The sequence below is a fragment of the Mangrovibacter plantisponsor genome (assembly GCF_003182475.1).
In the GTDB taxonomy this organism is placed as follows: domain Bacteria; phylum Pseudomonadota; class Gammaproteobacteria; order Enterobacterales; family Enterobacteriaceae; genus Mangrovibacter; species Mangrovibacter plantisponsor.
On the sequence record NZ_QGTS01000035.1, the window covers coordinates 1 to 3856 of the forward strand.

Sequence of the window (3856 nt, forward strand, 5' to 3'; positions counted from 1 at the left end):
GCGAGTAAAACCGGTTTGCATTATAACCTGTTCAGGTATTACGACCCGGACAGCGGGCGGTTCACGCAGCAGGACCCGCCAGGGCTGGCGGGTGGGCTGAACCTGTACCAGTATGCGCCAAATGCGCAGGGCTGGGTGGATCCACTTGGATGGATGAGTTGTAGTAGTGATGCAAAGGTACTACGAGAAAATATGGAGATAGCTGGAAAAAATGTTCCTGGCTATAAAAACTCGGCGCATCATATTGTTATGTCTAACTCAGCAGATCCAAGGATGATGAGTCTTCGTAATAAAATGGATGAGCTCGGAATAGATATAAATTCAGCGAATAATGGTGTTTACTTACCAACAAGTACGAAAGTAAAAAATAATGCGGACACTAGTGCCATAGCTCATTCAAAAGTTCATACTAATACGTATAAAGAAAATGTGTATAATAGACTTAAGGATGTAAACAATAAGAACGATTTTGAGCGTGCTCTTAATGATATAGCTAGTGAATTATCAAAAGGTATATTTGGATACTGATAAGGAGTTGATAATGAGTGATTGCTTGCAAGAATTAAAAAATAAATATGAATGTATTATGTTAAGCCCAGAAGATACGGAAGCTGAATATTTTCAGCTTTCAATGTCAAGGTGTTCATATAAAAAAATAAGCAAGGGTGGTTTGTATAATGTTATTCCTTATGAAATACAACGGGCTGGTCTAAAAATTGGAAAAGAATTGAAAGATATCCCCAAAAACATTAAAAATACACATGTTTATTACTTTGATTATGATGATAATATATTGTTAGTAGAGGTGTATGGACAGAAAGATAATATTGTTAATAGGAATTATTATTTATATACAGATAAGTCTATAGAGTCAATTTATTTCAATAGTGGGACTAAATCTGTAAGGAATATTACACTGGCGAAGAAAGAAAATAACAAAATCTATAAAACAATAAGTTACGCAGCATTTGGCTGCAATATTTCCACTTATTATTACTGTGGGGATGATCTTATTGAAATAGATGTACAGCAAAAGGAACATGAAGATGAGGAGTTCTCATCTTACAAGGTGTTGTTTGAATATAAAAATAATTCCTTAGAAAAAATATTTTATAAACACCCTAATGGATATGAAGAACAGCGGTATCCATAAACTATAATCGGCTTTATTGAATAAATCGAACTTTTGCTTGAATAGAAGGATCAGGTCACGCATCTCCTCACTTCACGGACGGCCTCGTGGCAAGGCAGAAGTTCAGGATTACCAACTGACATACCTACAACAAAGAACTTATCAATACGGGTTCCGTGACTTTTTCGCGGGACGATGAGGCTATCCAGGCCTGATATGAATCATCTGTGCCTTCATTAAGGGGATGGTCAGTGCTATTCTGAATTAAATGAATATAGATAAAAATAACATATTGAATCTGCTTGAAGAAAAAATCAATGTATCCCTATATCCATTAAAAATGGGAGGGGAAGTTAACGAAAAGTCTTTGAAGGAACTATTATTTTTATCTGAAGAGGCCACAAGACTCTTTAAACATGAAGCGCTTGTACCTAAAAAACTATTATCAGAGATTTATCTGGCATCTGTTGGTATTAAAATTGAGAATGAATTCATCAATAGTAAACTTCTATCTGAAGTATCAAGTGGAATGATGAATTGTTTCAATTTAATCCTGTCGGGAGAATCCGTTGACGATAAAAAAGAAATTGGTCCAAGGATTATTTGAAATGAGTAATGAGATTTATTTTTACAGGGTTAATGACTCTTATGGTGTGTTTTCTAATTTCTATAAATGTGGGTTTACAGTTGACTCAATCTATTGGCCAACTGTGGAGCATTATTTTCAAGCGCAAAAGTTCCATGATGATTTTTTGCAGGAGAAAATTCGTAACTTTTCATCTCCAATGGATGCAGCCAAGGAAGGGAGAAATAGACAAAACCCTTTGAGGAGTGATTGGGAGGATGTGAAAGATGATATCATGCGTTTAGCAGTGTTAGAAAAGTTCAAGCAAAATGAAAGTGTTAAAAAAATATTGTTGTCTTCAGGTGATTCTTTGCTAATTGAACATACTATAAATGATAGCTATTGGGCTGCTGGTGGTGATGGTTCAGGTAAGAATATGCTTGGGGTAATATTAATGGAAACCAGATAGCTATTGAGAAAAGCCTGATTAGTGTGATTATGGCTCGTGTTTTATAATTCACGTGTATTAACTTACACTATTTTTAGTGATGGGGTTAATACCCGTAATTTGCTCTCTTTCGTCACTGAAATATCAGGATTATATGGTTATTAATAAATGCTTTTATGTCAAAATTGCATGAATAAAAAAGAGTGTGTGCAGGTTATGAAATTTATGGGTAATTATAAAATCTCTTGCTATATTTAACGCTTCTTTGAGTTAGCTTTTTAAGCTCTCTTGCTAATTGCTAATTGCTAATTGCTAATTGCTAATTGCTAATTGCTAATTGCTAATTGCTAATTGCTAATTGCTAATTGCTAATTGCTAATTGCTAATTGCTAATTGCTAATTGCTAATTGCTAATAATTTTTATAGGTGATAGTAACTATTCCTTGTGATGCTGATTTATTATCAGCCATCCTTTGTATTGTCATAAATAAAATTTAGCTAAGGGTGTGATTAAAGAGTTGTTCATTGACGAAATCTGATTGGCAATAGAAGCAATTTTAGGCCATGATAATCCCGAACGTTTCTATGACCACTTCGATGGTTGATTTTGAATCATATTAATTCCTTGGGTTCACATTCGGTATCTATTATGACTGATTTACACCATGACCTTTCCGTTCTTAATAAAATAGTCAAAGAGAAGTATCTTCATACTATCCCAGAAGCATGGTGGCATGATTTTAATAACGGTTGCGAATTAACTGTTGATTATTCCCCGTGGCTGAAATGTCAAAATTCCCTGCCACAATGGCTTGCGTCTGCTGCGCCGAAATGCAGCAGTGCCCTGCTTCTGGATAAAGCCAGAGGCGCACTGGTTGGCCTGGCGGTGGCAGATGCGGTCGGTACCACGCTGGAATTTTTACCCCGGGATCAGAAAAATATCAGTGACATGGTTGGCGGTGGCCCCTTTGGGTTAAAACCCGGGGAATGGACGGATGATACGTCGATGGCACTTTGCCTGGCAGAAACCTGCCTGCACTGTGGCAAAGTGGATCTGACCGATTTTCGCAATCGCATGGTTAACTGGTACCACTATGGTGTGAACAGTGTGAATGGTATTTGCTTTGATATTGGTAATGCCACCCGCTATGCACTGGACAGCTATCTGCAACATGGCCCGGAATGGTTTGGTAACACAGATGCCAACACCGCGGGCAATGCGGCCATTATCCGGCAGGCCCCTGTTGCTGTCGCGAATAGTCACTCACTGCTTCACACACTTGTCTGGTCTGAACTGCAGGGTAAAGCAACACACTGTGCGACGGAATCAGTAGACTGCTCCCGCCTGTTTGGCGTGATACTGCACCATTTGCTGAATGGCAAGAGTAAAGCAGAGGCACTGAGTACGAAGGTGTGCCCACTGAACGCCAGAAGTGCGCTGATTAATGCCGGAAGCTACCGGCATAAAACCCGTGATGAAATCCGTTCCAGTGGCTATGTGATTGATACCCTGGAAGCCGCGCTCTGGGCTGTCTGGCACACCGATAATTTTCGGGATGCCGTGTTGCTCGCCGCCAACCTGGCTGATGACGCAGACAGTGTGGCAGCCACTGCCGGGCAACTGGCTGGTGCACTTTATGGCTGGCAGGGCATCCCGGCAGAGTGGAGAACGAAACTGGCGCAGCATGAGCATATTGTGTCGCTTGCTGAC

The 3856-nt window shown here is 39.3% G+C and carries 5 protein-coding genes; all 5 read left to right on the forward strand.

All coding sequences use genetic code 11. The features are described 5' to 3' along the window. Window positions 1–528, forward strand: a 528-nt coding sequence (locus DES37_RS25160) for an RHS repeat-associated core domain-containing protein (RefSeq protein WP_211320579.1), incomplete at its 5' end; no start/stop codon positions are given. 13 nt (window positions 529–541) lie between these two features. Beyond that, window positions 542–1153 (forward strand): hypothetical protein, encoded by a 612-nt coding sequence (locus DES37_RS25165; RefSeq protein WP_110028267.1) that lies wholly within the window; start codon window positions 542–544, stop codon window positions 1151–1153. A gap of 247 nt (window positions 1154–1400) precedes the next feature. Beyond that, window positions 1401–1739: a hypothetical protein gene (locus DES37_RS25175; protein WP_110028268.1), complete on the forward strand. Its 339-nt coding sequence runs from the start codon at window positions 1401–1403 to the stop codon at window positions 1737–1739. Between the two features lies 1 nt (window position 1740). Further along, window positions 1741–2166, forward strand: coding sequence for a riboflavin biosynthesis intermediates N-glycosidase (locus DES37_RS25180; protein WP_110028269.1), 426 nt, complete (start codon window positions 1741–1743; stop codon window positions 2164–2166). Window positions 2167–2791: 625 nt separating this feature from the next. Continuing rightward, window positions 2792–3856, forward strand: a 1065-nt coding sequence (tri1, locus tag DES37_RS25185) for an ADP-ribosylarginine hydrolase Tri1 (RefSeq protein WP_425451744.1), incomplete at its 3' end; no start/stop codon positions are given.

Excerpts from the sequence above, each read along its gene's own strand:
- DES37_RS25165 (WP_110028267.1), top strand. The coding sequence starts at position 542 with ATGAGTGATTGCTTGCAAGAATTAAAAAATAAATATGAATGTATTATG.
- DES37_RS25175 (WP_110028268.1), top strand. The coding sequence starts at position 1,401 with ATGAATATAGATAAAAATAACATATTGAATCTGCTTGAAGAAAAAATC.
- DES37_RS25180 (WP_110028269.1), top strand. The coding sequence starts at position 1,741 with ATGAGTAATGAGATTTATTTTTACAGGGTTAATGACTCTTATGGTGTG.